17 protein-coding genes are annotated in these 24,026 nt (G+C 60.1%); 16 read left to right on the top strand and 1 reads right to left on the bottom strand.

What is annotated here, in order from left to right; translation table 11 throughout:
- From gyrB to hemH, 13 genes are all read left to right on the top strand, one after another.
- On the top strand, positions 1 to 2,388 hold the full coding sequence (gene gyrB / locus LDN04_RS04325; RefSeq protein WP_223906766.1) for a DNA topoisomerase (ATP-hydrolyzing) subunit B: 2,388 nt from the start codon (positions 1 to 3) through the stop codon (positions 2,386 to 2,388).
- 78 nt (positions 2,389 to 2,466) lie between these two features.
- A complete protein-coding gene (gyrA, locus tag LDN04_RS04320) occupies positions 2,467 to 5,025 on the top strand; it encodes a DNA gyrase subunit A (RefSeq protein ID WP_223906764.1) in 2,559 nt (852 codons plus the stop codon).
- Positions 5,026 to 5,102: 77 nt separating this feature from the next.
- Positions 5,103 to 6,668 carry a HEAT repeat domain-containing protein gene (locus LDN04_RS04315; protein WP_223906761.1) on the top strand — a complete coding sequence of 522 codons (1,566 nt, stop codon included), beginning with the start codon at positions 5,103 to 5,105 and terminating at the stop codon, positions 6,666 to 6,668.
- Positions 6,669 to 6,741: 73 nt separating this feature from the next.
- Complete coding sequence (locus LDN04_RS04310) at positions 6,742 to 7,749, top strand: NAD(P)H-dependent glycerol-3-phosphate dehydrogenase (protein WP_223913333.1); 1,008 nt, start codon at positions 6,742 to 6,744, stop codon at positions 7,747 to 7,749.
- Between the two features lie 128 nt (positions 7,750 to 7,877).
- Positions 7,878 to 10,151: an ATP-binding protein gene (locus LDN04_RS04305; RefSeq protein WP_223906759.1), complete on the top strand. Its 2,274-nt coding sequence runs from the start codon at positions 7,878 to 7,880 to the stop codon at positions 10,149 to 10,151.
- Positions 10,141 to 11,688: a response regulator gene (locus LDN04_RS04300; protein WP_223906756.1), complete on the top strand. Its 1,548-nt coding sequence runs from the start codon at positions 10,141 to 10,143 to the stop codon at positions 11,686 to 11,688. The genes LDN04_RS04305 and LDN04_RS04300 overlap by 11 nt, the downstream gene beginning before the upstream one ends.
- Positions 11,689 to 11,724: 36 nt before the next feature.
- Positions 11,725 to 12,651: an ATP-binding cassette domain-containing protein gene (locus tag LDN04_RS04295; protein WP_223906754.1), complete on the top strand. Its 927-nt coding sequence runs from the start codon at positions 11,725 to 11,727 to the stop codon at positions 12,649 to 12,651.
- Positions 12,652 to 12,734: 83 nt separating this feature from the next.
- A complete protein-coding gene (locus LDN04_RS04290) occupies positions 12,735 to 13,490 on the top strand; it encodes an ABC transporter permease (RefSeq protein ID WP_223906751.1) in 756 nt (251 codons plus the stop codon).
- Positions 13,491 to 13,642: 152 nt separating this feature from the next.
- Positions 13,643 to 14,713 (top strand): radical SAM/SPASM domain-containing protein, encoded by a 1,071-nt coding sequence (locus LDN04_RS04285; RefSeq protein ID WP_223906748.1) that lies wholly within the window; start codon positions 13,643 to 13,645, stop codon positions 14,711 to 14,713.
- A gap of 188 nt (positions 14,714 to 14,901) precedes the next feature.
- A complete protein-coding gene (hemE, locus tag LDN04_RS04280; RefSeq protein ID WP_223906745.1) occupies positions 14,902 to 15,924 on the top strand; it encodes a uroporphyrinogen decarboxylase in 1,023 nt (340 codons plus the stop codon).
- 755 nt (positions 15,925 to 16,679) lie between these two features.
- Positions 16,680 to 17,585, top strand: coding sequence for an exopolyphosphatase (locus LDN04_RS04275; RefSeq protein WP_223906742.1), 906 nt, complete (start codon positions 16,680 to 16,682; stop codon positions 17,583 to 17,585).
- 147 nt (positions 17,586 to 17,732) lie between these two features.
- Positions 17,733 to 18,497, top strand: coding sequence for an SDR family NAD(P)-dependent oxidoreductase (locus tag LDN04_RS04270; RefSeq protein WP_223906740.1), 765 nt, complete (start codon positions 17,733 to 17,735; stop codon positions 18,495 to 18,497).
- A gap of 46 nt (positions 18,498 to 18,543) precedes the next feature.
- Positions 18,544 to 19,497: a ferrochelatase gene (hemH, locus tag LDN04_RS04265; protein ID WP_223906736.1), complete on the top strand. Its 954-nt coding sequence runs from the start codon at positions 18,544 to 18,546 to the stop codon at positions 19,495 to 19,497.
- A 64-nt stretch (positions 19,498 to 19,561) separates the two neighbouring features.
- Here the strand turns inward: hemH and LDN04_RS04260 are convergent, their stop codons facing one another.
- On the bottom strand, positions 19,562 to 20,464 hold the full coding sequence (locus LDN04_RS04260) for a protoglobin domain-containing protein (RefSeq protein ID WP_223906733.1): 903 nt from the start codon (positions 20,462 to 20,464) through the stop codon (positions 19,562 to 19,564).
- Between the two features lie 74 nt (positions 20,465 to 20,538).
- Between LDN04_RS04260 and LDN04_RS04255 the strand changes: the two genes are divergently transcribed.
- The 3 genes from LDN04_RS04255 (at position 20,539) to LDN04_RS04245 (ending at position 24,022) form a co-directional block, all read left to right on the top strand.
- Positions 20,539 to 20,766, top strand: a complete 228-nt coding sequence (locus tag LDN04_RS04255) for a hypothetical protein (protein ID WP_223906730.1) — start codon at positions 20,539 to 20,541, stop codon at positions 20,764 to 20,766.
- Between the two features lie 176 nt (positions 20,767 to 20,942).
- Complete coding sequence (locus tag LDN04_RS04250; protein WP_223906726.1) at positions 20,943 to 21,761, top strand: MoxR family ATPase; 819 nt, start codon at positions 20,943 to 20,945, stop codon at positions 21,759 to 21,761.
- Positions 21,762 to 22,030: 269 nt separating this feature from the next.
- Complete coding sequence (locus LDN04_RS04245) at positions 22,031 to 24,022, top strand: hypothetical protein (protein ID WP_223906724.1); 1,992 nt, start codon at positions 22,031 to 22,033, stop codon at positions 24,020 to 24,022.
- Positions 24,023 to 24,026: the final 4 nt, after the last annotated feature.

The following is a 24,026-nucleotide window of genomic DNA, read 5'->3' as shown; positions in this document are numbered from 1 at the left end:
ATGGCTGAAGAACAGAAAGGTACGTACGGTGCCGAGCAGATCAAGGTACTGGAAGGGCTGGAAGCTGTACGCAAGCGCCCCGCCATGTACATAGGATCGACGTCGGCCCAGGGTCTGCACCACCTGGTCTACGAAATCGTGGACAACTCCATCGACGAAGCCCTGGCCGGCTACTGTAACGAGGTGAACGTCACCATCCACCTGGACGGATCGGTGACGGTCGTGGACAATGGCCGCGGTATCCCAACGGACATGCACCCCACGGAAGGGAAATCGGCCGCAGAGGTCGTCCTCACCGTCCTCCATGCGGGAGGCAAGTTCGATAACGACTCGTACAAGGTATCCGGTGGTCTCCACGGTGTTGGCGTTTCCGTCGTCAACGCCCTGTCGAAAAAACTCGAACTGGAAATCCGCCGCGACGGCAAGCTCTGGCGCCAGTCCTATGCCTTCGGTAATCCCCTTGCCCCTCTGGAAGTGGTGGGGGAAACGAAGAAGCGGGGGACCAAAGTCAATTTTCTTCCCGACGATACCATCTTCGAGACGACCGATTTTTCCTTTGACGTCCTGTCCCAGCGGCTGCGGGAAATGGCCTTCCTCAACGCTGGGGTGCGTATCACCATTGCCGACGAACGGGAAGACAACAAGCACCACGATTTCCACTACGAAGGGGGGATCGTATCCTTCGTGGAGTACCTTAACCGGAACAAGGCTGGTCTGCACCCCAAACCGATCTACTTCCGGGGGGAGAGGAATGGCGTCGATATCGAGGTGGCGCTCCAGTACAACGATTCCTACGACGAGAAGGTCTTTACCTTTGCCAACAACATCAACACCCACGAGGGGGGGACCCACCTGGTGGGGTTTCGGGCGGCCCTGACCCGTACAATGAACACCTACGCCACCGCCAACGACCTACTGAAGAAGGAGAAGGTGGCCATATCGGGCGAGGACCTGCGGGAAGGGCTCACGGCGGTCGTATCCGTCAAGATTCCCCAGCCCCAGTTCGAGGGACAAACCAAGACCAAGCTCGGCAACTCGGAGGTCAAGGGGTACGTGGAATCCCTGATGAACGAGAAGCTGGCGGTCTATCTGGAAGAGAATCCCAAGGTCGCCAGGGACATCATCGGCAAGTCCATCGAGGCTGCCCGGGCTCGTGAAGCGGCCCGCAGGGCCCGGGAACTGACCCGTCGCAAGGGGGCGCTCGACATCTCCAGCCTCCCCGGCAAGCTGGCCGACTGTCAGGAGCGGGATCCGGCCCTGTGCGAGCTTTATCTGGTCGAGGGTGATTCGGCCGGCGGCTCGGCTAAACAGGGACGGGACCGGAAGTTCCAGGCCATTTTGCCCCTCAAGGGAAAAATACTCAACGTGGAGAAGGCCCGTTTCGACAAGATGCTTTCCTCCCAGGAGATAGGCACCCTCATAACTGCGCTCGGTACCGGCATCGGCAAGGACGACTTCACCATCGCCAAGCTCCGCTACCATCGCATCATCGTCATGACCGATGCCGACGTGGACGGTTCCCACATCTTGACCCTGCTTCTCACCTTCTTCTTCAGGCAAATGCCGGAGGTGGTGGAGCGGGGACATCTCTACATAGCCCAACCGCCGCTTTACAAGGTCAAGCGTGGTCGCAAGGAGCTCTACCTGCGCAATGAGGCGGCTATGCAGAACTACCTGCTGGAGGAAGGGACCGAAGAGACTACCCTCTTCCTGGAAAACGGCGCGAAAACCTATACGGGGAAGCAGATCATCCCGCTCCTCAAGCAGCTGGTGGAGTTCCGTACCCTCTTGGACAAGGTGGTGCACAAGGGGATCAACGAGGAGGTCATTCGCCTCTGTCTGCGGCTCGGCATCCCGGCAGGTCTGGAGGATATTGAGGGGCTGCATCCGCACATGGCAAAGCTCGCCGATGCCTATCCCGGTGCCGAATCGAGCATCATGGACGACGGCCGGGTCATCCTCCGGCTCGGCAATCTTCGCTATGCCCTGGACCAGCACACCCTGGACGTCCTCACCTCCCACGAGTACGGATTGCTGCGGGAAAGTCACCGCCGGGTGCGGGATATCTTCGGCGACGGCCGGGCCGTGGTTTCCGTCGAAGAGAAGGAGGTGTTCGACACCACCGTCGGGCTCGACCTGCTCGCGTTTTTTATGGGGGCTGCCAAGAAGGGGCTGTCGATCCAGCGTTACAAGGGGCTGGGGGAGATGAACCCGGAACAGCTCTGGGAAACCACCATGGAGCCGACCAATCGGACTCTGCTGCAGGTCAAGATCGAGGATGCGGTGGAAGCGGACAACGTGTTCACCGTGCTCATGGGAGATCAGGTGGAGCCGCGCCGCGAATTCATCGAGACCAACGCACTCAATGTGTCCAACCTGGACATATAACGACTGGCACGAGGCGATAGGCTATGGGCAATTCGCCCATAGCCTATCGCCCCTTGCCTGATTTTATGAGGTTTATGAATGCTTGAAACAACCATAAACAAAACTTCGGTCAACATCGAAGACGAGATGAAGCGGTCCTACATGGACTACGCCATGAGCGTCATCATCGGCCGGGCGCTCCCCGATGTCCGCGATGGCCTCAAACCGGTCCACCGGCGCTGTCTGTTCGCCATGCACGAGATGGGGAACGACTACAACAAACCGTACAAGAAATCGGCCCGCGTGGTCGGTGACGTGATCGGTAAGTACCACCCCCACGGCGACACGGCGGCCTACGACACCATCGTCCGGATGGCCCAGGACTTCTCCCTCCGGTATCCGCTGGTGGACGGCCAGGGGAACTTCGGCTCCGTGGACGGCGACTCGCCGGCGGCCATGCGCTATACCGAAATCCGCATGGAGCAGCTGACTCATGAACTGCTGAACGACCTGGAGAAGGAAACGGTGGAGATGGGGGCGAACTACGACGGCTCCCTGGAAGAGCCGCTGGTGCTGCCGGCAAAGTTTCCCAACCTCCTGGTCAACGGCTCATCCGGCATTGCCGTCGGCATGGCAACCAACATCCCGCCCCACAACCTGACCGAGGTGATCAACGGCATCATTGCCTACATCAGCGATCCCGGCATGACCGTGGATGACCTCATGGCCTATGTCCCCGGCCCCGACTTTCCGACCGGCGGCTTCATCTACGGCCGCGAAGGGATCATCCAGGGGTACCGGACCGGCCGCGGCATCGTCCAGATGCGGGCCCGGGCCTTCATCGAGACCCAGAAGAAGTCCGAGCGCCAGTCCATCATCATCACCGAGATTCCCTACCAGGTGAACAAGGCGAACCTGATTATCAAGATCGCCGAACTGGTGCGGGAGAAGAAGCTGGAGGGGATCAGCGACATCCGGGACGAGTCGGACCGCGACGGCATGCGGATCGTCATCGAGCTGAAGCGGGACGAAGAGCCCCAGATCATCCTCAATCACCTCTACAAGCAGACCCAGATGCAGTGTTCCTTCGGCATCAACATGCTGGCCATCGTCAATGGCCGTCCCAAGTTGCTTACCCTGAAGGATGCCATCGCCCACTTTGTCGACCACCGGCGGGAAATCGTCACCCGGCGTACCATCTTCGAGCTGAAGAAAGCCGAGGCCCGGGCCCATATCCTGGAAGGCCTCAAGATCGCCCTCGACTGGCTCGATGCGGTGATCGAGCTGATCCGCGCCTCGAAAAACCCGGAAGAAGCCAAGGCAGGACTCATGGCCGGCAATTTTTCCGACGCCGACTATCTGAACAAACTGGGGATTGCCGATGCCATCTTCGCACCGAGCGTCCGGTTATCGGAAAAGCAGGCCCAGGCGATCCTGGAGATGCGGCTGCAACGCCTCACCGGCCTGGAGCGGGAAAAGATCCTGGCGGAATACGCCGAGATTCTCAAGTTCATCGAGCGGCTGAAGGAGATCCTGGCCTCCGAGGCGGAGATCCTCAAGATCATCGTCGGCGAACTGACGGAAATGCGGGAGAAGTTCGGCGACGAACGCCGTACCGAGATCGTCGACCGGAGTGCCGAGATATCCCTGGAGGACACTATCGTCGAGGAAGACATGGTGGTGACCATCAGTCATACCGGCTACATCAAGCGGAGCGCCGTAACCCTCTACCGGGCTCAGCGCCGCGGCGGCAAGGGTAAAACGGGGATGAAGACCAAGGAAGAGGATTTCGTGGAGCAGCTCTTCATCGCTTCCACGAAGGACTACCTGATGTTCTTCACGGACACCGGGCGGGTCTACTGGCTCAAGGTCTACGAAATTCCCGAGGCAGGGCGCACTGCCCGGGGTAAGGCGATAGTCAATCTCCTCAACCTGGCGGCCAACGAGATGATTACCGCCATCCTGCCGGTGAAGGAGTTTGTCGAGGACAAATTCATCATGATGGCGACCCGGCATGGGGTGGTGAAGAAGACCCCCCTGGTGGAGTACTCCAACATCCGTTCCGGTGGAATCATTGCCGTCAACCTGGACGAGGGGGACAAACTGATTACGGTGGCGCTGACCGATGGCAAGCAGGACGTGCTCCTCGCCTCCCGGCATGGCAAGTCAATCCGCTTCCGGGAGGAGGATGCCCGTCCCATGGGGCGTGTCACCCGCGGGGTGCGGGGGATGACACTGGAGGACGACGACGTGGTGATCGGCATGGAGATCATCAACGATATGACCGGCTCGACCCTCTTTACCGTCACTGAAAACGGCTTCGGCAAGCGGACGGAACTCACCGAGTACCGCCGTCAGTCCCGTGGCGGCAAGGGGGTCATCACCATCAAGACCAACGAGCGGAATGGCTGCGTGGTGGACATCAAGCAGGTCACCGACGAGAACGACCTGATGTTCATCACCGACCAGGGGAAAATCATCCGGATGCCGGTGGCCGGCTTCTCGGTGATCGGCCGTAACACCCAGGGGGTACGGCTCATGGTAACCGAGGCGGACGAGCGGATCGTGGCGGTTGCCCGCCTGGCGGAGAAGGAAGAGAGCGACGACGCTGCCGACGCCGACGCGGATGTTGCCGACGCGGAGATTGTAGAGGAGTAAGATCAGTGACGGGTGATCAGCGACTGGATTAAGCGGTTTTACCAGTCCCTGGCCCCCGGCCACCAATCCCCGATTCTATGGAACGTTACAAGAAGATCGACAAGAGCCTGGCCGAGCGCCGGGGGATACTTCACCTCCTGGCACGGCTGGAGCAGAAGAACATCAGCGTTGAGGAGATGGAGGAGATCGGGTCGACCCTGCGGAAAGAGGGGCGCCGCGCCCTGTCGCCGCTCGTGAGGCGTCTCTGGCACGAGCGGAACGGAGAACTCATTTCCAAGTATGCCTATCTCCTCGATTTCTTCGAGGACGAGACCTGGCTGGAGCAACTCATCCAGATGGTCCTCAGGCGGAAGGATCTGGAAGATGAGGGGAAGGCGGCTCTCCTTGCCGCCTTGGAAGGGTACGGCATCGACGTGACCTCTCCCCCCTTTGACCGGCTTCTGGCTGAGGTAGGCCGGCCGCTGCAGGTCTCCCTTCCCCGTCTTCTCGACCGTGGTGAGGAGGGGCTGGCAACCTTTCTCGACAACCTTCTCTGCTACCCCCCCGAAGGACGTCTGGCGGTCATCGCCGAGCTCGTGACCGTTTCCGACCCGCGGGTCATCAATGTGCTGGAGGTGCTGGTCGGCATCGACGACGGTGACATCGTCCGTAGTGTGATTACCGCTCTCGGCCGGATTCGGAGCGATGGGGCCGCAGCCCTGCTGCAAAGGCTTTGCCGGCAAAATGATTCGGACCTTGCCGAGCTGGCCCGCCGCAATCTGCGGCGACTGGCATTTCTCGGCATCGCGCCGGCCGACGGTCGCCCCTCGCCCGCTCCCCTTCCTATCCACGCCGCCTATGCTGGCCCCCTGGATGGCAACGGCAACCGCACTCTCTGCGTGGCGGGGAGAAATGAGGACGGGCGGTTCACCCTCCTCTATCTGCAGACCCACAACGACAAAGGGATGCAGAGTGCCAGTGGTGAGAGCGGCGTGGACATGGAGGAGATGAGTCGCATCCTGGCCGACCTGGAGTATGATGAAGGTATTGTGGCGGTTTCGCCCGACTACCTGCTCAAACTCGTGGGGGATGCGGTGTACCGAAGCAGGGAAAGTGGCATATTCCTGCCGGTGGATTTCTACCTCCGGCAGGAAATGTTCGGACCGGGAGCTCTCGTCGCGGCCCCCTACGAACCGGATTTCGGGGTGTTCGACCTGGGACGGTTAGGACTTTCCGCTTCCTATCTGCGAGCCAGTGCCTCCCTCTTTGACGAAGAGCTCTTTGCCGGCTGGTTCGTCGCCAGCAACCGGATGTACGACTTCGCCGAGGAGTGGGATCTTCTGGAAGAGAACTCGGAGCGAAAGCTGAAGGGGCGAGTCCTGGACAGCTTGCTGGAACGGTGCTGCAAGGAGGTCTTCCCCTCCCAGCTCGAGCAGATCAAACGCCGGCTCTTCCTGATGGCGGACCTGATCAGGGAAAGCGGCGGGGAGAGGACACTTCAGGAACGGGTGCTTGCGGTGGCTTCCAGTCTGTCTGAGAGCGGCTTTCCGTGCCACTGCCACCCCTTCCTCAGGCGCCTGGCGCTGGAAAGCCTCCAGGTTGCCCGCGAATCGCTGGGCGAAGGGTACGATCCGCGCCAGTTCTCCGAGGATGGGGAGTGGTAAAACGGCACTTTTGCGTTGTGAATTTCGAGGTAACAGCGGGAGCAGCGAGTTCAAGGAAGTGGCGGGGGTAACCATGCGGGAAAAGATCGGGGTGATCGGCGCGGGGAGCTGGGGTACGACGCTGGCGAACTTGCTGGCAAAGAAGGGGCACGAGGTCACCCTCTGGGCCTATGAGCAGGAACTGGTGGAAGAGATGGGGCGCACCAGCGTCAACGGGCTTTTTCTCCCCGGCATCACTCTCGATCCAGGGCTTCGCTACACCAACGACTTGGCGGAAGCGGTCAGGGGCAAGGGGATGGTCCTCTGCGTGGCCCCTTCCCAGGTGGTGCGCAAGGTAATCGCCCAGCTTCTTCCTTCCCTGGCGGTGGACGCTGTCATCGTCAGCGCCTCCAAGGGGATCGAGCTTGATACCCTCCTGACCGTCTCCCAGGTCTACGAAGAACTCCTCCCCCCCGAACTCTACCGGAACTTTGCCGTCATCTCGGGACCGAGTTTCGCCCGGGAAGTGGCCATGGAGATGCCCACCGCCGTGGTGGCCGCTGCTGCCGATGAACAGGTGGCCCGAAGGGTGCAGCAGGCATTCAGTACTCCCTATTTCCGGCTCTACACGAACCGGGACGTGGTCGGCGTGGAACTGGGTGGGGCGATCAAGAACGTCATCGCCATTGCCGCCGGTATTTCCGACGGGCTCGGCTTCGGCTGCAACACCCGGGCGGCCCTTATCACCCGCGGCCTGGCGGAGATGAGCCGACTTGGGCGGGCGATGGGGGCGGAGAGTGCCACCTTTGCCGGTCTGGCCGGCATGGGTGACCTGGTGCTCACCTGCACCGGTGACCTGTCCCGCAACCGGACGGTCGGCATACAGCTCGGCAAGGGGAGGCTGCTGGCAGACATTCTGGGGGAGATGCGGATGGTTGCCGAAGGGGTGAAGACGACCGAGTCGGCATATGCCCTGGCCCGCCGGCTGGGGATCGACATGCCGATCACCGCGAAGGTATACGAAGTTCTCCACGAGGACAAGCCGGCCCGTTCCGCGGTCATCGAACTCATGGGCAGAGACCTGAAGGCCGAGAGTTCCTGACGGGCCACGTCCCTGCACATCGTGTCGAGTCAGACCTGGCCGTTCCCTTCTGAGGGAGACGGAAATGGTCGGCGGATTGTGTTATCCATGCGTACCGTGAAGCGCCAATCCGCTGCAGGGGACAGGTTATGCTGCTACACATGAACATACGCAACAAACTGCTCTTTGCCATCCTGCTCGTTCTCCTCGTTTCCTATGCCATTCTCGCCGTAACCACCTTCAAAAGCGTCAATTACGCCCTGGAAGCACAGGTTTCCAGGAATCTCGAGGAAAACCTCCACTACGCCCAGAGCCAGTTCTTTGCCCGGGCCGACCTGATCACCTATTCCCTTTCCCAGCCAACAACAGCCCCGCCGGTGCTGGAAAACATCCGGATGCGTAACCACCCGTGGCTCGCGGATGCCCTTCAGCGCTGGCGCAAGGTTATTCCCTTCGTGGAAGTCCTTACTCTCGTCGATCCACAGAAACGGGTACTGGCCAGGGTCGGGTCCGGAAAATCAGACCGGCTTGCGGGACTTGAGTATACGATGGAGCAGGCCTTCCGGACCCGGAAAACGGTGATCAGTACGGAGTTGGTCTCCCGCGAGTTCCTGGAGCAGGAAGGGGGAATCGCCATCACCCCAAGCATGCTCCAGGACAACGAGGCTATGGTGATGACGGTCGCCATCCCGGTCTTCGCCGCCGACGGCACCCTGATCGGCGGCGTGCTTGCCGGTGACATCATCAACAATGACCCCAACCTGCCGTTCCAGGTCCAGGAGGTTTTCGGCAAAGAGGTGGAGGTCACCATAACCCAGCACGGGCACCGCATTGCCAGTAGCATTGCGGAAGAGATACCCATCCCCGTATCCATAGACGCGAAGATCATGGAACGTCTGGAACGCCGCCTTCCCTACCGGGGGGAAGCGAAGATCGGCAGCAGGCTTTACGAGACGGTCTTTGCCCCCATTGCCGACCTTCGCGGCGAGGTGATCGGGTCCCTCTCCGTGGCCCTGTCCAACGACTATTTCACCAGGATCAAGCGGGACAACATGCGCAACATCATGGCATCGGGGGCCATCGGCGTCATCCTCTCCTTCGGCCTTGCCTATCTGATGGCGCGACGGTTGACAAAACCGCTCTCTGACCTCACCCGTGGCGTCGAGCAGATCGAGGCAGGTGAGCTCGACCAGCGGGTCGTCGTAACCTCGGCAGACGAATTCGGCATGCTCGCCGACTCCTTCAACCGGATGGCCGGCACCCTCTACGAACGGGAACGGACCATCACCCGGAAGACCCAGGACCTGCAGCGACTCAATGATGAACTGGAGCAGCGGGTTGCGGAGCGGACGGTCGCGCTCCGGATGGAGATGGGGATGCTGGAGGCAATTCTCACCAGTATGGCGGAGGGGGTGGTAGTCACGGACCGGGACAACAATGTCACTCTCTTCAACCCCTCGGCCCAGAAACTTTTCGACCTTGTGCCGCACCGGGTCATGCATAAGCCGATAGAGCAGGTCTGTGATCTGGGAGGCTTCTGCATGCTTCTCGAGAACATTCATGCCGTCCGTGCCGGAGAAGGCCCGACCCCCCGGGAAGAGGAGTTGAGAGTAAAGGGGCGCAAGCTCAAGGTAAATCTCTCTCCCCTCATAGATGAGGCGGGCGAGTTTGCCGGGGTCGTCATGTCTATCCGTGATGTGTCGGTGGAGGAAGAGGTGGACAGGATGAAGACCGAATTCATCTCCACGGTCTCCCATGAGCTGAAAACTCCCCTCACCTCCATGAAGGGTTCGCTGCAGTTCATCCTTACCAAGGGGAAGTGGCTCACGAGGACGGAACGGGAACTTCTCTCCATCTGCCAGCGCAATACGGACCGGCTTATCCGGCTCATCAACGATATCCTTGACGTCTCCACCATCGAGTCGGGAGGGATGCAGTTCGCCTTTGGCCAGGTATCCATCGGTGAACTGGTGGTCTACGCCTGCGAGGAGATCAAGGGGTTCGCCCAGGGGCGAAACATATCCATCGTCAGTGACGTGGCGATCGATTTGCCGCCGGTTTGGGGAGATCATGACCGGCTCATCCAGGTCCTGACCAACCTCCTTTCCAATGCGCTGAAGTTTTCGCCGCCCGGGAAAACGGTACTCGTCTCGGCCATAAGGAAGGGGAATTATGTGATGGTTTCCGTTGCGGATGTGGGGAAAGCCATCCAGTGGTCGGACCGGGACAAGCTGTTCAAGAAGTTCCAGCAACTGGGGAGCTCCGATCCGCGGGAGAGAAGCGGGACCGGTCTCGGTCTTGCCATCTGCAAGGAGATCGTCGAGCGGCACCACGGCAGGATTTTTTACGAGAGCGGCGCAGCAGGGGGGAACGTCTTTACCTTTGCGGTACCGGTGTACGAGGAGACGGCGCATGAACAGTGACAGGATACTCATAGTCGACGACGAGCCCGATATCGCCCTGATTCTTAAGCTGCAGCTGGAGGATGCCGGCTATCGAACCGAACGGGCCCGGGATGGCATGGATGCCCTGGATCAGCTCTCCCGGGGGGAATATTCCCTCATGCTTCTCGACATCAAGATGCCGCGCATGGACGGCATGGCGGTGCTGGCACGGGTCAATCAAGAGTATCCGGATCTGGCGGTTATGATGATGACGGCCCACGGCAGCGAGGACATTGCCGTGCAGGCCCTGCAGAAGGGGGCGATCGATTATATCGCCAAGCCCTTTTCCACCGATGACATGCTGAAACGGGTGGAGCGGGCAATCCAGTTCAACCGGACCCGCCTGGAAAATCTTCGCCTCCAGAAGCAGCTGGATGTGGAGCGGCAGAAGATGGAGGTCGTACTGCAGGGAATGGCGGACCTCCTCGTGGCCATCGACACCAACGGCAGGATCATGACGGTCAACCGCAGGGCGGAGGATATCCTGGGGAAAAGCCGGGATGAGCTGCTGGGAATGCCGGTGGAGGAGGTCATAACGGCGGACATCGGCGCGGATCTCCTGCCGTGCCGGCTGGTTCTTGCCAGCCGTGTACCGTGCCTCGACATCACCTACCAGCTTATACTCGGCACGACGCGTATCCCGGTCCTCTCCAGCGCCACTCCCCTTGTCAACGGCGCCGGCGAGCTGGTCGGGAGCGTAGAGATTCTTCGCGACATTTCCACCCTCAAGGCCCTGGAGCAGGAGCGGGAGGACTTCGTCAGCATGCTCTCCCACGATCTGAAAACCCCCATCACCGCCATAGTCGGCTCTCTCGACCTGGTGCGGGAGGGGCGACTGGGGCCGATCAACGAAGAGCAGCGTGAATACCTGGAGTCGGCGCTGGAGAGCAGCACCGAGATGACGGAGATGATCGACACCCTTCTGGACGTGCACAAGTTCGAGGCGGGAAAGATGGTGCTCGTTTTTCGGGAGGAGGATCCCCGTCTGCTGGTACAGAAGATCCTTGCCAGGTTCCGGTCGGTTGCCCACCGCACCCAGATCGATCTCCACGCTACCTGTCGTGAGCCGCTTCCCGTGTTCCGGGTGGACCGGCATAAATTCTCCCGCCTGGTCAACAATCTCCTCTCCAATGCCTTCAAATTCACACCTGACGGGGGAGAGATCGAGGTGGGAATGGAAGAGCTGGTGGACATCGCCGCCTGCCGTGACCGGATCCCTGCACAGACCTATCCGCCGTCTGCCCTCCCCGTCAGCGGCCGTTTTCTCCAGGTGACGGTCAGGGACACCGGCGAAGGAATGCCGGCGGAGGCCCTCGGCACCATCTTCGACCGGTTTGTCCAGGCGAAAAATCGCCGCCTCGGCAAGACGCGGGGTACCGGCCTGGGGCTCGCCTTCTGTCGCAAGGTGATGGATGCCCATGGCGGGTTCATCTGGGCCGAGAGTCGGGAGGGGCATGGCAGCACCTTTTTCCTCCTCTTTCCCCTGGAAGAGGGAAAAACCAATGTTGAATTATGAATTTTGAGTGTTGAATTAACTAAAAGACAACCTACCATGGCTTTCGCCCTCGAAATAGACGGCCTTTCCAAGGTCTACGGCACCCTCCGGGCGGTGGACGCGTTCTCCCTGTGCGTGGCGCAGGGGACTATCTTCGGTCTCCTGGGTCCCAACGGCGCCGGTAAGACCACCCTCATCCGGATGCTCACTACCCTGCTTCGCCCCTCGGCGGGGAGCGCCCGCATCGAAGGACACGACATCCTTTCCTCTGCCCGTACCGTCCGCAGTCTGATAGGGGTCGTTCCCCAGGATAACAACCTGGACCGTTACCTTACCTGTCGGGAGAATCTGGTGCTCCATGCCCGGATGTATGCCATGGCCCCGACGGAATACAACCGGCGCATCGACGAACTGCTGGAGCTGATCGGCCTGACCGGACGCCAGCACGATTTCCCTGACACCTTCTCCGGGGGGATGCAGCGGCGCCTCGTCGTCGCCCGCGCCCTGGTTCACGCCCCACGGGTCCTCTTCCTGGACGAGCCGACCACCGGCCTCGACCCCCAGTCGCGACGGGCGGTCTGGGACTACGTCCAGTCCCTCACGCCCCAGATGACCATCTTCCTCACCACCCATTACATGGACGAGGCGGATGCCCTCTGCGAGCGGATCGTCATCATGGACCACGGCCGGGCGCTGGTGGACGGCACTGCCGCCGAGCTGAAGGAGCGGCTGGCCCACGCCCACACGTACGAGCTGGAGTTTAGGAGCGACGGGGAACGCTACGAGAAGATATTGCGGGGACTCCCCTTTGTCAGGAACCTGCAGCGAACGGGAAACAGCTTCCGCCTTGCCCTGGCGGGGGAGGAATTTCTGAAACCGCTCATGGACCGGATCGGGGGGGACGATATCCGGAAGATCTGTCTGAAGGAGCCGTCGCTGGAGGATGTGTTCATCGAGCTGACGGGCCGCGAAGTCCGGGAATAAAAATCGGTCCAAATAGAACCTAAAGGGCTTAAAGAGCCCATAGGTCTCATGCGTTCATCAAGTCCCAGAGGTAAGAGGTTTTCATGTTTCGTGGCGCTATTGCCATATTCTGGCGGGATCTGTTGGTGCTCCGCCGCAGCCTCTTCTCCGAACTGCTGGCGGTGATTGCCTACCCCCTTACCCTGTATCTCGCCTTCGGCATCGGCCTCAGGGGGTACATCGCCGACGTGGACGGGGTCCCTTACGCCCTCTTCATCGCGCCGGGGCTCATCTCCATGACCGCCGTCTCGGCGGCGTTCAATGACAGCGCCTGGAGCGTCTGGTTCCACCGCCGTGTGCAGCGGACCATCGAGGAGTACCGGGTCACCCCCATCACGGTCTACGACATCGTCATCGGCAAGATATTCTCCGGCTTCGCCCAGGGAACCCTCAAGGGGCTCGCGGTGGCGCTCGTGATTTTCATCCTCACGCCGTTCCGCTTTCCCCCCGCACATCTCCTCGCCTATCTCCTCTTCATCTTCCTCGGCTCCATGGTCTTCTCCTGCGTCGGCACCATCTGTGGCACCATGATCGACAAGCCGGAGAACATCGGCAGGGTGGAGGCGGTGGTCATCGTCCCCCTCATCTTCATGTCCGGCATCTTCTTCCCCCTCTCCTCCTATCCGAAAGCTGCGTTTGCCGCCATCAGCCTCCTCCCAACCACCGCCATCTTCGAAGGGGCACGCCAGGCGCTTCTCAATGGGAAGCTGGCACCGCTATCCATCGCCATTCTGCTGGTGACGGCGGTCATCGCTTTTGCCGCCGCGACATTCACCTTCAACCGGAAGATGTCCGAGTAGGGGGATCCTTCCTTTTTCCCCGTAGTCCGTTCCATTGCCAGGTGGGCGAATCTTCTTGAGTTTTTCGCCCCGTTCATAGTACGATTACAAAGTTAATGTGAAAAATTCCGGCGCAAAAACCATCCGCACCGCTACGGATTTTGGAGAAAATGATGGCTGAAGAATTTATTCCCAAATGGATCGCCTGGGAAACCACCCAGAAATGCAACCTGAAGTGTGTCCACTGCCGCTGCTCGTCGGACTTGACTTCTTCCGAGGGGGACTTCACCACCGACGAGGGGAAAAAGCTCCTGAAGGAGATCGCCGACTTCTCCAAGCCGGTGGTGGTCCTCTCCGGCGGCGAGCCGTTGCTCAGAAAGGACATCTTCGAGTTGGCCGGTTACGGTACCTCCCTGGGGCTGCGCATGTGCATGGCCACCAACGGGGCGCTGGTGACCGACGAGATCTGCGAACAGATGAAGAAGGCGGATATCAAGATGGTCTCCCTCTCCCTGGACGGCTCCACCGCAGAGGTGCACGACAACTTCCGCCAGTGCCCCGGCTCCTTTGACGGGGTGGTCCGGGCCGCCGAACTGTTCCGCAAGCATGGCCAGAAGTTCCTCATCAATTCCTCTTTTACCAAAAGGAACCAGCACGACATAGCCAATACCTTCAAGGTGGCCAAGTCCCTGGGGGCCACTGCCTGGTACATGTTCATGATCGTCCCCACCGGCCGAGGCGAGGAGATCATGAGTGAGCTCATCTCCAAGGAAGATTACGAGGAGATTCTGGACTGGCACTATGAGCAGGAGAAGCTGGAGGACGACATCCTCATGCGCCCCACCTGCGCCCCCCACTACTACCGGATCGTTCCCCAGAAGGCCAAGGCCGAAGGGACCAAATTCGAGCGTCGCTCCCTCACCTTCTCCACCGGAGGCGGCAAGGGATGCATCGCCGCCCAGACCATCTGCCTCATCGACTGCTTCGGCAACGTCAAGCCCTGCTCCTACTTCCACCGCACCGCGGGGAACGTGAAGCAGACCCCCTTCCGGGAGATCTGGGAGAACTCGGAGATATTCCGGGACCTGCGCGACTTCAAGGCGTACAAGGGGAAGTGCGGTCAGTGCGAATATCTGAACGTCTGTGGCGGCTGCCGGGCGCGGGCCGATGCGGTGACGGGGGATTATATGGAAGAAGAACCGTTCTGCAACTACGTCCCGATACGCCTTCAGAAGAAGGCGTAAGGAACGCGATCTTCCGCCCATCTTGCCGCCGTCCTCGTCGCTTCCTTGTGCGACGTGGCGCTGTTTATGCCCGATGTTTGGGTACCACGCCTCCGCGGTCGCTTCTGCGGGTGCGACAATCTGGGCAAAATCTCGCGTTCCCGGGTCAGATCAAAAACGACAACGTTATTTCCTGAGGAGGGTTTTATATGAATACACGTTTTCTCGATGCCTGCTGGGGGAAGCCGGTCGACCGGACCCCGGTCTGGCTCATGCGCCAGGCGGGCCGCTATCTCCCTGACTATATGCGGGTGCGGAGCAAGTGCACCTTTCTGGAACTCTGCAAGACCCCGGAGCTGGCTGCCGAGGTATCTATCCAGCCGGTGGACATCCTGGGCGTGGACGCCGCCATCCTCTTCTCCGATATCCTCACGCCGGTGGAGCCGATGGGAATGAAGCTCGACTTCGTCCCCGGGCCGGTCTTCGAGCATCCGATCCGGACCATGGCCGATGTGGAGGCGCTCCGTATACCCCAGATGGAGCAGGACGTTCCCTATGTCCTTGATACGATCAAGATACTGCGCCGTGAGCTCGCCACCAAGGTGCCGCTCATCGGCTTCGGCGGTGCCCCCTTCACCCTTTGCTGCTACATGGTGGAAGGTAAGGGCTCCAAGGACTGGGCCAACATCAAGCGGATGATGTACGCTGCGCCCGACGTCTATCATGCCCTCATGGAGAAGGTGACCATGATGGACATGGAGTACCTGAATGCCCAGATCAAGGCGGGTGCCCAGGCGATCCAGATCTTCGACACCTGGGGAGGGGTCCTTTCCCCTTCCGATTACGAAAAATTCGTTCTCCCCTACACGACGAAACTGATCAACGGCCTGAACCGGACCCATGTGCCGGTCATCCACTTCGTCAAGGGGGCGGCCACCATGCTCGATACCGTGCAGAAGGCGGGTGGTGACGTCATGGGACTTGACTGGCACGTCAATCTCGGCAAGGCCCGTGATGTCCTCGGAACGAAGATGGCGGTGCAGGGGAACCTGGACCCGACCGTTCTTTACGCGCCGAAAGAGGTGATCGAGGCGGAGGTGAAGCGGGTCCTGGACGAGAATGCCGACCGTCCCGGCCACATCTTCAATCTCGGCCACGGCATCCTCCCCACCGTTCCGCCGGAGAACGCGATCTTCATGGTTGAATGCGTGCATCGGTTGTCGCAGAAGTAATACCAATTCCACATCAAGGCGCTATCTGCGTTGGCTCGTCTTCGGCTCCTCAACGTACTGCCTGTACGTCTGCGTCGCCTCAATCCTCGCCGCCTTGATTTCATCCTTGATCTGAAATTGGTATAAAGTATAGTGCCTATCCGGAAGCTCCGGAGGGGAAATGAGTTCGCTACAGGCGTTCAGTACAAGAAAGGGAGGCCGTCTGGTCCCCCTTTCTTGTATAATCGTTGCGATAAAAATGAAAGGCCCGCCAATTTCGGCGGGCCTCTTTTTGTTAACTTCCGCGTTCCCTTTTCAAGGGTCATTTCCGGCTCGATTACTGCCGGGTCGATACTTCGCTCATATTCAGGTTACAGCCCGGTGGAGTATCTTCGATAGTATCGCCCTCCTTTTCGTGCGGTCTGTTGCAGGTTGTTACAGGTAGCTACCTAGTTACACTATAGCAACGGAAATATGTTATTACCAGTCTGTTTAAAAATTTTTATTCTGGTATACTTATGTCTGTTTGTGCAGGAGGGGAGCGGTTGTTCGCTCCCCTTTTCTTTTCTGTGTTCAATTCCCCGAATCGACAAACGGCGATGCTGACTATGGCGGTCGGAATGCAACGAAAAACCGTTGCTTTTTTTATTGGTTTCTCTGCCATGTACTTCATTAATATCTTGACTTCCCCGTGCCCCAGAAGCTATAGAATGCAGCATCTGATAGAATTTTCCGATTCCTGCGGTTTATTTAATCCCCCAAGGAGGAACATAACGATGCGCCTGCTTACCCGCTCCGATTTTGACGGTATCTGCTGTGCGGTACTCCTGAAAGAGCTTGGCCTGATGGACGAGATGGTCTACGCCCATCCGAAGGACCTGCAGGACGGGAAGATCCCAGTTACAAAGGACGATATCCTTGCTAACGTTCCCTATGTGCCGGGGTGCGGTCTCTGGTTCGACCATCACTCCAGCGAGCGGGAGCGGGTGAGCCTCCAGGGACAATACGAGGGGCGAAGCACCAACGCTCCGAGCGCCGCGCGGGTCGTTTACGACTACTACGGTCCGGAAAAGCTCGCGCGTTTTTCTGAGATGCTCCGCTATGTGGACAAGGTGGACTCGGCCCAACTGACCGAGGACGAAATCCTCAACCCGGCGGGATGGATTCTCCTCGGCTTCATCTGTGACCCCCGAACCGGCCTCGGCTACCACAAGAACTACCGGATCAGCAATCTGGCGTTCATGAACGATCTGGTGGAGCATATGCGTACCAAGAGCATCGACGAAATCCTTGCTCTTCCCGATACCCGGGAACGGATTGCCCTCTACCGAGAGAACGACCAGAAGGGACGGGCATTTCTCAAGGAGCGTTCCCGAGCCGACGGGCCGGTGGTCGTTACTGATGCCAGGGGTGCGGCGGAGATCCCCCCGTCCAACCGGTTTCTCATCTATTCCCTCTTCCCGGAGACCAACATCTCCATTCGCCTCATCGACGGCAGGGGGAAGGAGTTCGTCGCCATCTCCGTTGGCTACAGTATTCTCAATCGTTCCGCCACGGTCGACGTGGGCTCCCTCATGCTTCGGTACGGCGGAGGCGGACACAAGGCGGTCGGTACCTGCCAGGTGCCGTACGATCAGGCCGATAAGGTGCTCAATGAGCTGATGGCTGCCTGCAAGGGTTAGCAGGCGAAACACGACAGTGCGTCAAGGAAAGGCAGGGGAACCCCTGCCTTTCCTTATTTCATCGACCGACAGGGATAAAATTCGGTTGCGTGAGACGGGAAGAGAGGGCATAGTAAAAGCTATTACGGGATTTTGCAGGGGGGTATCATGGCCAGAACCGTAGTCATCACCGGTGCGTCGGCTGGGTTCGGTGCGGCGTGTGCGCGGCTGTTCGCGGAGCAGGGTGACCGGCTCGTGCTGGCGGCGCGAAGAATGGAGCCACTCCAGGAGCTCAAGAATGAACTGGTGGGGAAGGCGGAAGTGCATGCCGTAACCCTCGACGTCCAGAGCCGCCAAGCGGTCCAGGAGGCGGTGGAAGCTCTGCCGGCGCGGTTCAGTGAAGTGGATATCCTTGTCAACAACGCCGGTCTCGCCCTCGGCCTGGAGCCGGCCCATGAGACCAGTCTCGATGACTGGGACGCAATGATCGATACCAACATCAAGGGGCTTACCTACTGCACCCGCTTTCTTCTCCCCGGGATGGTGGCGCGCAACCGGGGGCACATCATCAACATCGGCTCCACGGCGGGCGCCTGGCCCTATCCGGGGGGGAATGTCTACGGTGGGACCAAGGCATTCGTCGAACAGTTCACCCGCAACCTCCGGGCCGACCTGCTCGGCACGCGCGTGCGGGCGACTTGCCTGGCGCCGGGGATGGCCGCGACCGATTTTTCCCTGGTTCGGTTCAAGGGGGATGCGGCAGCGGCGGCGAAGGTCTACGCCGGAGCCGAGGCCCTGACCGGCGAGGATGTGGCCGGTATCGTCGTCTGGGTGGCCGGGCTCCCCTCCCATGTCAATGTCAATACCCTGGAGGTGATGTCCATCGACCAGGCGTGGGGACCACTGGCGGTGCACCGGAAGAAGCAGGATTAGCCGAAGGTGTACCGTTGATGTATGATAACTTACAGGTGAGGTGCCCATGTCCGCGAAAACCGCCGTTCTTCTCCTCCAGATGGGGGGACCCGATTCCATCGATGCCGTTCAGCCGTTTCTCACCAATCTCTTCTCCGACCGGGACATCATCAGGATCGGCCCGGCCTTTCTCCAGCCGCTCATCGCCCGGATCATCGCCCGGCGGCGCGCCCCGAAAGTAGAAGGATACTACGAGCAGATCGGTGGCAAGTCCCCCATCCGGGAGCTGACGGACGCCCAGGCACGGGCACTGGAGGAGCAGCTGGGGGAGGAGTACCGTTGTTTCGTTGCCATGCGCTACTGGCACCCCTCTACCATCGAGGCGCTGGCTGCCATCCGGAAGGAGGGGATCAACCGGATCATCGCCCTCTCCCTCTACCCTCACTATTCCCGAGCCACTACCGGGTCGAGCTTCAACGAGCTGAAGCGGGTGCTGGCTGAAGCGGGTGTGCAGTTCCAGGTTTCCACCATCGACCGGTTCTACGACCATCCTCGCTACATCGACGCCCTCGCGGAAAAAATTCGGGAGGGGATCGAGCAGTTCCACCCCCTTGCCGACGTGGAGATCCTCTTTTCTGCCCATTCCCTCCCCCAGTCGTTCATCGATGGCGGTGACCCTTATCTCGCACATATTGAGGAAACGGTACGGCTCGTCATGGAGCGGTTCGGTACTATCACCCACCACCTGGCCTTCCAGTCCCGGGCAGGGCCGGTCAAGTGGCTGGAACCGTCCACCGAGGCGATGCTGGAGCACCTGGCGGCGCACGGCAGCAAGAATCTCCTCGTTGTCCCGCTCTCCTTCGTTTCGGACCACATCGAAACCCTCTACGAGATCGACATCCAGTACGCGAAGGAGGCGTTCAAGCTCGGCTATGCCAAGTTTTGGCGCAGTGGCTCGCTCAACGCCTCGCCGGCGTTCATCGATTGTCTGGCGGACCTTGTGCGGGGGTGTGAAAAGTAAAAGGTGGCGCCCGCCGAGGGCGTCTCTTGGGAAAAACGTGTAAATTTTGTTGAAGGAATGCTGGCTACGGGGTGGTGCGGAACTGCTGGCTTTTGGCGACCAGAAAGTAGACCACGCCGAGGATGAGAAGGGTGCCGGCCAGAAACGCCTGGGTTTCCAGCGCGTCGTGGCGCAGGGTAGAGATGAGGATCTCCCGGATCATGGCGACGATGATCACTCCGATGAATACCAGGATGTTGAACCGTCCCCCTTTGAGCGTTTTTATCTCGTTGTCCATGAGTTCGATCATCATCCAGAGGATCAGAAGCGAACCGAGGGCGGACAGTATCCCTTTTTCCATGTCTCCCCGGAAGATGTGGAAAATGTCCCAGCCGAACAGGCCCACGATGGAGATGGAAACCCCGGCCAGGGCCAGGACGAGGACCAGGTTGAGACCGTAGGTGAACCGTTCGGTGGCGTGGATCAGCTTGGATTCCAACCGGTGGGAGATGAAGACCTTTTTCAGTTCTTCCTCGATATAGGAGGCGGTTATGATGTCGAGGTTGATGTCGATGATTTTTTCGACAGCCTGTGTCTTCATCCGCCGCTCTTCGCGGTCGGTGAAGTTCTCCCGGATCATGCCGACCGAAAATCGCCGCACTACCTGCATGGCTGCATTGACGAAATGGGCATTGAGGCCGATCTGTACGTGGACATGGCCGATCCGCTGAAGACGGTGGAGGTAGAGATTGTCGTAGGTGCCGGCGAACATGCCGACGAACCAGTCGGCATGGTTTTTCTTCAACCGGTACAGCCGCTGGTCATCCTGCAGAAACTGGGCAGTTTCCGGAATTCCCAGCAGGTGGTCGTAAAATTCCTCGATAAGCTGTTCCTTGTCTGCCTCGGCGATGGGGAGCAACGACTTCAGCTGCTCCGCGTCCTCGTCGGTGAACAGGTAATGGCTTTTTATCTCCTGCATGGTGAACATGGCGTGCTCCGGCGGATGGAGTCGTTTTCAACAGTATAGGCGCTGACCACCCATTTGCAAATGGGGAGGCGGATATGGTAAAAGTGAGGAGTGAAGCGGTGAGTTCTGACGCGGAACTGCAGCGAGTTTGCAGCATCTGTCGGCAGGAGTTTTTCCTCTCCGACCAGGTCCCGTCGGTCTTTGCCGAAGCTGGCGAATGGCTGGCGGAGGAGGTCTGGAAGGACGCCGGCCAACTCTGCCCACGATGCCTGGAAAACAGGGCACGGCTGGCCATGATGTATCTGCACGAACACAACACGTGAGAAGTTCACGCTGAAAAACGCCCATCTGCGGCGTTGCGCTTCGGCCTGCGTCGCTGCGGCGTACCGGTGTACGCCTCACTCCTCGGCCTCGCGCGCCTTGCATCTGGACATTCTTGAGCGTGAACGAAAATGTGGTTGTTGTCCAAAACCAAGAACCACATCACGTCGGAGAACACATGGAAACGACGGTTATTGACGGTATTGCCCTTTCCCTGGCGCGGCCGGTGGAGTTGCCGCTCCGCTGGGTCGGGCAGGAGGAGTTGCTGAAACAGCTCCTTGCTGCCTGGATGGTAATCGACGAGCGGGACATCCCCTTCAACCCCCGCCTCATCGGCAAGCCGGGGGTTGGGAAAACCACCCTCGCCTATGCTGCGGCTAAGCGGTTGGGGCGGCCGGTCTATCTCTTCCAGGCGACCATGGATACCCGGCCGGAGGATCTCATCATTACGCCGGTCATCGGGCCGGACGGCAAGATCCAGTACGCCGCCTCGTCCCTCGTTTCTGCCATGCTCAAGGGGGGAGTGCTGATCCTCGACGAGGGGAACCGGATGAGCGAGAAGGCGTGGGCGTCGCTGGCGCCGCTTCTCGACGACCGCCGCTACGTGGAGTCGATCATCACCGGTCTGCGGGTGCCGGCCCACGCCGATTTTCGCATCGTGGTCACCATGAACGAGGACTCTTCCACCTTCGAGGTGCCGGAATACATCCACTCCCGTCTCCAGCCCCAGATCTACATCGACTTCCCCGAGGCGGACGAGGAGCTGCAGATTCTCAAGGAGAACCTCCCCTTTGCCGGGAGCCGGGTCCTCCGCTACGTGGTGGATTTCCTCCAGCGGGCCCATGCCGCCGACGAGCTCTATTCGGTGCGGGACGGCATCAACATCGCCCGTTACGCAATGAAGATGATGGAGGGGGTCGGCCAGGTGCCCGAGGAACTGCTGGCGCTGGCGGTGGAGAGAATCCTTGGCGAGGAGGCTCTCAGGTACCTAAAATGAAATGTCGCTTTTTCGCCAGCTCTGTGTAAGTCTTCGGAATTCCTTGTGACTCGGCCTGCGGCCGCCCCCTGCGGGGCGCCTTCGCGGTCCAATTTCACAAGCGAAATTGTGCGACGTAGCGCTGTTTATGCCCGATGTTTGGGTACTACGCCTCCGCGTCATCCCTCGACAGCCTTGATCTGACGAAAAATCGACATTTCAGGAAACGGCAGCCGTTTTTCTCAATCGGGCGGCCACAGGGGGCCGCTCCAACAGGCGAATAAACAACCATGCCCCATCGCATCCATCTTGAACAATTCGGCAACGTCCATGCCCTTCCCGTCCTCCATTACAAGATGGAGTTCGCCCACCTGGTGCGGCAGGCGGTGGAGCTGGTGCAGCCCGACTGCATAGCCATCGAGTTGCCACCTACCCTTGAAGCTCCCTTTCTGCGCGGGGTCCGGCGCCTGCCGGAAATATCGGTCCTTACCTACGACGTGAGCACCGCCAGCCTTCTCAGGGGGAAGGTGGCCGAGGGTGGCTCCCAGAGTGTCTATCTCCTCATCGAGCCGGCCGACCCCCTGGTGGAGGCAGCCCGGCAGGCTCTGGAACGGGAGATCCCCCTCCACCTCATCGACATCGATCTGGATGACTACCCCCTCCACGAAGAGCCCGTTCCCGATTCCTATGCCGTGCAGCGGATCGGCCTTGCCCCCTATTACCGGGAATTCGCGGCAGCCTTTGCCCCTGTGGTGCCGGACCGGGAAGACCTGCGGCGGGAAAAGGGGATGGCCTGGCACCTGCAGCAGCTTTCCGCGAAGCACGGCCGAGTGCTGCTGGTCTGCGGCATGTACCACCTGGGGCGGATCAGGGAGTTTTTTCAGGACCCCCAAGGGGAACCCCTGGCGAGGGTGAAACGGGAGAACGTCCGCCTTTTCAACCTCCACCCTGCATCCTGTCGGGAGGTCCTCGGCGAATTCCCCTTTGTCAACGCAGTGTACGAACAGCGCCGTGGAGAGTTTCCCCCCGAACCGGCGGGGGAGGGTCCCTCCCTGCGCAAGCGGTTCCACGCCCTGGAACTGATTGCGGGGGGAAAACGTGATATCCCCGAGGCGGAAGCGCTCACCCTCTCCATCGCCCGGAGCGTAAGGCTCGTGGGGTGTCTGGGGGAAATGCCCGACCGGCAGCGGATCATCCTCCGCCTCTTCCTGGAGTCGGCCCGACACTACAAGCAGGAGACCGGCGAGCCGGTGCGCGTCTGGCAGAAACGGGCCTTCTTCCGTTTCGCCCGCAACTGTGCCCTTCTTGACGGCCTGCTCCTCCCCGACCTCTACCATCTGCTCTCCGCGGCTCGCGGTTGCGTGGACGACAACTTTGCCCATGCCTTCTGCCGTCTCGCCACGTTCTATCCCTGGCAGAAAGAGGTAAGCGATCTCCCCACCATCAGTCTGGACCTTGCCGATCTCTGGCGGCAGAGCCGTCGCATCCGGTTCCGGCCCAAGGAGCGGCGGCACGGCAAGGGGCTTTCCCGGCTCGCCTTTCTCAACCGGAAACGGGAGAAACATCCCGGCGAATGGCTGGAAGGGTTCGACGATCCCTCCATCTGTTCCTACCCCCCTGAGGACCTGGTCATCGAGGATTACGGCCGGTTCCTGAAAAAGAAGGGTGCGAAGCAGCTTTCGGAAGAGCAGTGCCGGGTGGAGCCGTTCACCGTCTCCATGCTGGACGGTATCGACATGCGGGAGACCCTGCGTAACATCCACGAGGGGCGTATCTATGTGCGTCAGCAGGAACGGGTTAAGGGGGGAGTGGGAAGCGTGGTGGTGATCTTCGACGAGGACCGGCGCGGCGAACGGTACCCCTACCTGATGACCTGGTTGGGGGAGCATACCCAGGAGTCGGACATGGCATTTTACGCCACACCCCCCGAAGACAACATCGTCGGTCCTGGCATCTCCCGCTGCGAGTACGGCGGCTTCGTCCTTGCCTCACCGCCTCGGCGGATGCTCGACGTCTGGCATACGGCCGATTACTCCTTCGCCCGGAGCAAGTCCGAGGTGCTGCTGCTGGCGGCCCTGGATTACTCGCTGGAAAAGCACGTGGTGTACGTGGCGGCCCGGCCGCCCCGGAGTTATTTCAAGCAGCTGGCGGCCCGGTTCGGCAGGAAGATCGTCTACATCCCCTTGGGCTCTCTCTCGCCGGTACGGCTCAAGCACCTGCGGGTGTTTCACGTGCTCGCCGGCCACGACAAGCGGGGGATCGCCAGGGACTATGTCTGGTAAGGGG

The sequence above is a fragment of the Geobacter sp. AOG1 genome (assembly GCF_019972315.1).
Taxonomy (GTDB): domain Bacteria; phylum Desulfobacterota; class Desulfuromonadia; order Geobacterales; family Geobacteraceae; genus Geomobilimonas.
This window is presented reverse-complemented; position numbering and strand designations above follow the sequence as displayed.

What these genes read in the sequence shown, in the direction of transcription:
- gyrB (WP_223906766.1), top strand. Translation starts at nt 1, where the DNA reads ATGGCTGAAGAACAGAAAGGTACGTACGGTGCCGAGCAGATCAAGGTA.
- gyrA (WP_223906764.1), top strand. Translation starts at nt 2,467, where the DNA reads ATGCTTGAAACAACCATAAACAAAACTTCGGTCAACATCGAAGACGAG.
- LDN04_RS04315 (WP_223906761.1), top strand. Translation starts at nt 5,103, where the DNA reads ATGGAACGTTACAAGAAGATCGACAAGAGCCTGGCCGAGCGCCGGGGG.
- LDN04_RS04310 (WP_223913333.1), top strand. Translation starts at nt 6,742, where the DNA reads ATGCGGGAAAAGATCGGGGTGATCGGCGCGGGGAGCTGGGGTACGACG.
- LDN04_RS04305 (WP_223906759.1), top strand. Translation starts at nt 7,878, where the DNA reads ATGCTGCTACACATGAACATACGCAACAAACTGCTCTTTGCCATCCTG.
- LDN04_RS04300 (WP_223906756.1), top strand. Translation starts at nt 10,141, where the DNA reads ATGAACAGTGACAGGATACTCATAGTCGACGACGAGCCCGATATCGCC.
- LDN04_RS04295 (WP_223906754.1), top strand. Translation starts at nt 11,725, where the DNA reads ATGGCTTTCGCCCTCGAAATAGACGGCCTTTCCAAGGTCTACGGCACC.
- LDN04_RS04290 (WP_223906751.1), top strand. Translation starts at nt 12,735, where the DNA reads ATGTTTCGTGGCGCTATTGCCATATTCTGGCGGGATCTGTTGGTGCTC.
- LDN04_RS04285 (WP_223906748.1), top strand. Translation starts at nt 13,643, where the DNA reads ATGGCTGAAGAATTTATTCCCAAATGGATCGCCTGGGAAACCACCCAG.
- hemE (WP_223906745.1), top strand. Translation starts at nt 14,902, where the DNA reads ATGAATACACGTTTTCTCGATGCCTGCTGGGGGAAGCCGGTCGACCGG.
- LDN04_RS04275 (WP_223906742.1), top strand. Translation starts at nt 16,680, where the DNA reads ATGCGCCTGCTTACCCGCTCCGATTTTGACGGTATCTGCTGTGCGGTA.
- LDN04_RS04270 (WP_223906740.1), top strand. Translation starts at nt 17,733, where the DNA reads ATGGCCAGAACCGTAGTCATCACCGGTGCGTCGGCTGGGTTCGGTGCG.
- hemH (WP_223906736.1), top strand. Translation starts at nt 18,544, where the DNA reads ATGTCCGCGAAAACCGCCGTTCTTCTCCTCCAGATGGGGGGACCCGAT.
- LDN04_RS04260 (WP_223906733.1), bottom strand. Translation starts at nt 20,464, where the DNA reads ATGTTCACCATGCAGGAGATAAAAAGCCATTACCTGTTCACCGACGAG.
- LDN04_RS04255 (WP_223906730.1), top strand. Translation starts at nt 20,539, where the DNA reads ATGGTAAAAGTGAGGAGTGAAGCGGTGAGTTCTGACGCGGAACTGCAG.
- LDN04_RS04250 (WP_223906726.1), top strand. Translation starts at nt 20,943, where the DNA reads ATGGAAACGACGGTTATTGACGGTATTGCCCTTTCCCTGGCGCGGCCG.
- LDN04_RS04245 (WP_223906724.1), top strand. Translation starts at nt 22,031, where the DNA reads ATGCCCCATCGCATCCATCTTGAACAATTCGGCAACGTCCATGCCCTT.